This window comes from Acidithiobacillus sp., assembly GCF_027322205.1.
Classification (GTDB): domain Bacteria; phylum Pseudomonadota; class Gammaproteobacteria; order Acidithiobacillales; family Acidithiobacillaceae; genus Acidithiobacillus.
This window is the reverse complement of record NZ_DAHVHY010000108.1, coordinates 1-4222: the sequence shown is the minus strand read 5'-3', so window position 1 is coordinate 4222 and position 4222 is coordinate 1. Positions and strand designations below refer to the sequence as shown.

At 53.8% G+C, this 4222-nt stretch carries 4 protein-coding genes; all 4 read right to left on the bottom strand.

Annotation, left to right across the window (positions count from 1 at the left end):
• Window positions 1–137: 137 nt before the first annotated feature.
• Window positions 138–1463 carry a porin gene (locus M7F93_RS11225; protein WP_298173469.1) on the bottom strand — a complete coding sequence of 442 codons (1326 nt, stop codon included), beginning with the start codon at window positions 1461–1463 and terminating at the stop codon, window positions 138–140.
• Between the two features lie 232 nt (window positions 1464–1695).
• Window positions 1696–2766: a protein-glutamate methylesterase/protein-glutamine glutaminase gene (locus tag M7F93_RS11220; protein WP_298173465.1), complete on the bottom strand. Its 1071-nt coding sequence runs from the start codon at window positions 2764–2766 to the stop codon at window positions 1696–1698.
• Between the two features lie 29 nt (window positions 2767–2795).
• Window positions 2796–3365 (bottom strand): hypothetical protein, encoded by a 570-nt coding sequence (locus tag M7F93_RS11215; protein ID WP_298173462.1) that lies wholly within the window; start codon window positions 3363–3365, stop codon window positions 2796–2798.
• A 3-nt stretch (window positions 3366–3368) separates the two neighbouring features.
• Window positions 3369–4178 (bottom strand): CheR family methyltransferase, encoded by an 810-nt coding sequence (locus tag M7F93_RS11210; RefSeq protein ID WP_298173460.1) that lies wholly within the window; start codon window positions 4176–4178, stop codon window positions 3369–3371.
• Window positions 4179–4222: the final 44 nt, after the last annotated feature.

The following is a 4222-nucleotide window of genomic DNA, read 5'->3' as shown; positions in this document are numbered from 1 at the left end:
TTTTTTGTGACGATTCTGCGTATCATCCGCAAAAAAGTGGGCCAAAGTGCCCACTGGAAGAATCGCGGGTAATGACGCAGGCGGCGAGCGGGTCACACTACGTTCACCACAAATCGAATGCCCCGTCGCCCGAGAGATTAGAAGGAAATCATTGCTTGCATAGCAAACTCGTTGTCTACGGCGTCTGATATGCTATTGGCAACAGCGTTGGGCTGGTGGGGTACACCTAGCGTCCGGAAGTAATAACCAGCCATAATTTTGGTCATCGGGTTGAAGTAATATTGCAAGCCGATGGCCCAAGTTTTGAAAATACGCTGCTGTGTGGGATTGTTGGGCAAACGATTGTAGTAATCGTAACGCAAATTCGCTTCTATATGCTTAGTCAGGAAAAGTCCCCCTTCTACCATATATCCATTGGCCTTATTCTCGCCCCCTGGATAAAGCTGGGTCTCGGTCAGCGGCGGCGCCAGGCCCGGAGCATGGCTGAAGGCTGACGATGCAGATATCCACCCTGAACCGCGAATGTACTGGAAGCGGAGTTGACGACCCCACTGATGCATATAACCCTGAAGATACTGAATGTCCACGCCGTAGCGAGTCATGCTATAGCCATGTCCGTCTAATCCAGGACGCGCGTGCTGGTACCAGACACCGGCTTGTAGATCACTACGAAACGGGCCTTTACCCCCAAGAATATAGGCCTCCTGCAGACGTGCGGCATAAAGTGGGCTACTGGACTGACTACCGGCGGCTACCGTACCGTACATCCCCACCATGCCGCCATAGGTGAACTCCCAAGGACCGTTGCGGAACCAGTCGAAGAGCATCACGCCAGGATATCGAAATCCGTTGTTGCCGAGGTTCTGCTGACCGCTGATCAGATAGGCGTTTACCGATTTATTGAGCGTATAGGCTCTCCCCGAATCATACATCGGCTGTTGCATTAATTGCCCGATTACCGTTGAGGATTGCACGAAGTTAAGCGTCATGTAACCACGCATGGCACCTTCTGCGCTGGGAGCACGAATAAGGCCCATCTCTACTCTTGCGCCGGGAATATAACTAAAAGTAACATGCCCGTCAATCAGTCCCGGCTGATAATTTCCACGCACATTTGTAATTCCATTACTGCCAAACTCGCCACCCAATAAATAGGACACATGAGGATTAATATTGCCACGAAACATGATTCTAGCGCGCAAAATACTCGCGGTAGTACTTTGAGTATAATTCGGAGCTATCCGGTTAATATTAGGAACATAAGTTCTCTCGAGAGCATCTTTTTGGCCTGACTGTGCGTAAAGACTGGGCTCAATAAATCCGGATATACCAAAGAGATCTGCATTAGTTGGAGATATCCCCTGCAGCTCGAACCAGTTCGCCGCGTGCGCTAAAGGGCTCGCCGCAAGCATAATTGCAACCAGTTTATAGTTGTTGCGGGAATATCTATAGATAAATTTCATTGGACCTACCTCATAGCGATTTGGGCATAAATATATTTTGCAACTATTCACCTGGTCCGTCACGGCGCATTGATCCATCGCACTCAGTCCAGCCTATCCAGCTTGATATCATGAGACGGCAACCTTACCACAAAACGCGGCATGAAGCACTGGGTCCTGAATAGATACTTTCATTGATGGCCACCCTATTGACAGGGCAACTCATTAACAACAGCACACTGCTTAGATCGCTTTATTGCGCAAGTTTTCTCTCTTCCGGAATAAGACGGGGCAAATGCATCGCAATACTCTGCAATGAGATGATTTCATCCACTCCTCCGAGGCGGATGGCTTCTTTGGGCATACCGAAGACTACGCAACTCGCTTCATCCTGGGCAATGGTATGCGCGCCCATATTGTGCATTTCGTTGAGCCCTTGCGCACCATCATCGCCCATGCCGGTCATGATGACGCCCCAGGCATTGCGGCCTGCCATTTGTGCTACCGAGCGAAAAAGCACATCAACAGATGGGCGATGATGCTTGACTAATGGACCGTCAAAAACCTGCACGGCGAATTGGGCACCACTGCGTATCAGCCGCATATGCTTACCACCTGGGGCAATCAGAGCGCGGCCAGATAGCACCCGATCACCGTCTCGTGCTTCGCATACCTCCAGGGCGCTGACGGTATTCAGGCGTTCGGCAAAAGCTGCGGTGAACTTTTCGGGCATGTGCTGAACAATCACAACACCCGGAACGGTAACCGGCAAAGCGCGAAGTAATACCTCCAGAGCCTGTGTCCCACCGGTAGAGGTGCCGATGGCGATCACTTTTTCGGTGCTTTTCTGCAGCAACAAAGTGGGCGTAACCACAGCGGCTGGCGCGATACCCACTAGCGCTGCCGGGCGAATATTGCGTAGATTGGCGCGCGCCGCCGCTTTGACGGCCTGAATAATTTCAGGCGCATCGTTTTGCAGGAAGTCGCGCAGACCGGAATGGGGTTTCTGGATGATTTGCACAGCCCCTGCGGACAGCGCATCCAGAGTAATCTGCGCCCCGGACTCTGCCAGGCTGGAACAGATGATCACTGGCAACGGATGTTCCGCCATGATTTTGCGCAGGAAGGTCACGCCGTCCATGCGCGGCATTTCGATATCGAGTATGACCACATCGGGCCATTGCCGCTGCATGCGATCCCAAGCAAAAATCGGGTCATGAGCGGTCGCCAGTACAGCGATATCCGGGTCTTGCGTCAGGGCCGCTTGCAGCACCTGCCGCACGACCGCAGAGTCGTCCACAATGAATACCTGTATTTTTTTCATGCGACTTTTTTACCTCATTGTTAAGTCTGTTAACCCGCATGGATAGCTGCGCCGCACCCGCTGAATTTCAAATAAACTGCACCCGACCAAACTTCAAAATAGAGATTGCGGTGACCATAGCCGCCAAGATGCGAAGCGGCGATTTTAAAACCCGCCTGTCCCGCTAATTGCTTTGCTGCCCGCACATTTTTGCAGGGCACATCGGCGCAGGCTCTCAGCGTATGGCGATGGAAGCGTTCACCATCGGCCAACCCCTCCGCTGTGCTGCCGGTCTCCATGAGGACCCTGCCGGGCTGCTGGCGAAACATGTTGCCACCGCCGAAAATCTTGCAAACATATTCGCCGGGGCGAGTGCATTGACGGCGCAACTCCTGCATCAGAGCGGCTACCGCCTCATCCCCATAGCGACCATCCAGCGGTAGTGCTGGCGGGTGTAAATTGCCGCGGCTGGGGAGCAGAAAATGGCACATCCCTCCAACCTGAAGGCGGGGATGCCAGAGGGTAATGGCGATACAGGAACCGAGCAGGGTACGGATACGCGTATCCCGATCTCCGAAATACCACTCTCCCGGTTGCAGAAAAATCTCCATGATACCCATGCGTCAATCCCTCCGATAGACCGCCGGTTGAACAAGTCGCAGACCATCGACAACACCATTGAGACTTTCGGAGTGCCCCACCAAAAAATATCCGCCGGGACGCAGGTGCGCGAGCAGGCGCAAACAAATGGCCTCCTTAGCGGGTGGATCAAAGTAAATCAGCGCATTGCGCAAAAAAACCACATCAAAATCCCCCACGGCAGGCAGCGGGTGATTCAGGTTGATTTGCGAGAATTTCACCGACTTGCGTAGCTCCGGCACGATACTGAATGATCCCTCTTGTCGGCCCACACCACGCAGACAATAGCGCTTCAAATAGGCTTTAGGGATTTTCTCGGCACGCTCCATGGGGTAAATACCCTGCGCCGCCGAGGCCAGCATACGGGTACTCAGATCAGAGGCCAGAATTTCCCAGCCGCGGCCGCGGCGTTCGGCCAGCACCATGGCGATACTGTAGGGCTCCTCACCGGAGGAACAGGCGGCGCTCCAGATACGAAGCACCGACTGGTTAGCCCGCTGTGGGATAATCTGTTCACTCAAAAAGGCGAAGTGTTTGGTCTCACGAAAGAAGTAGGTCTCATTGGTCGTGAGTAGATCCACGGCCTGCTGCCGCTCGGTCGCCTCGCTGTCGAGCAGACGCAGATAGGCATCATAACTGCCGCAATCTCGTGCCCGCAGGCGTTTCCCCAACCGCCCCATCACCAGCGGCTTTTTGGCCGGGCCGAGGGTGATTCCAGCCTCTTTCCGCAAAAAAGCCTGGATACGTCGATAGTCGGCATCGCTCAAGGTGGATACGGGAGCGGTCAGCGACATGGACTATGCACCGGCCGCCGAACTCGCCGCGATCGCGGCGAGTT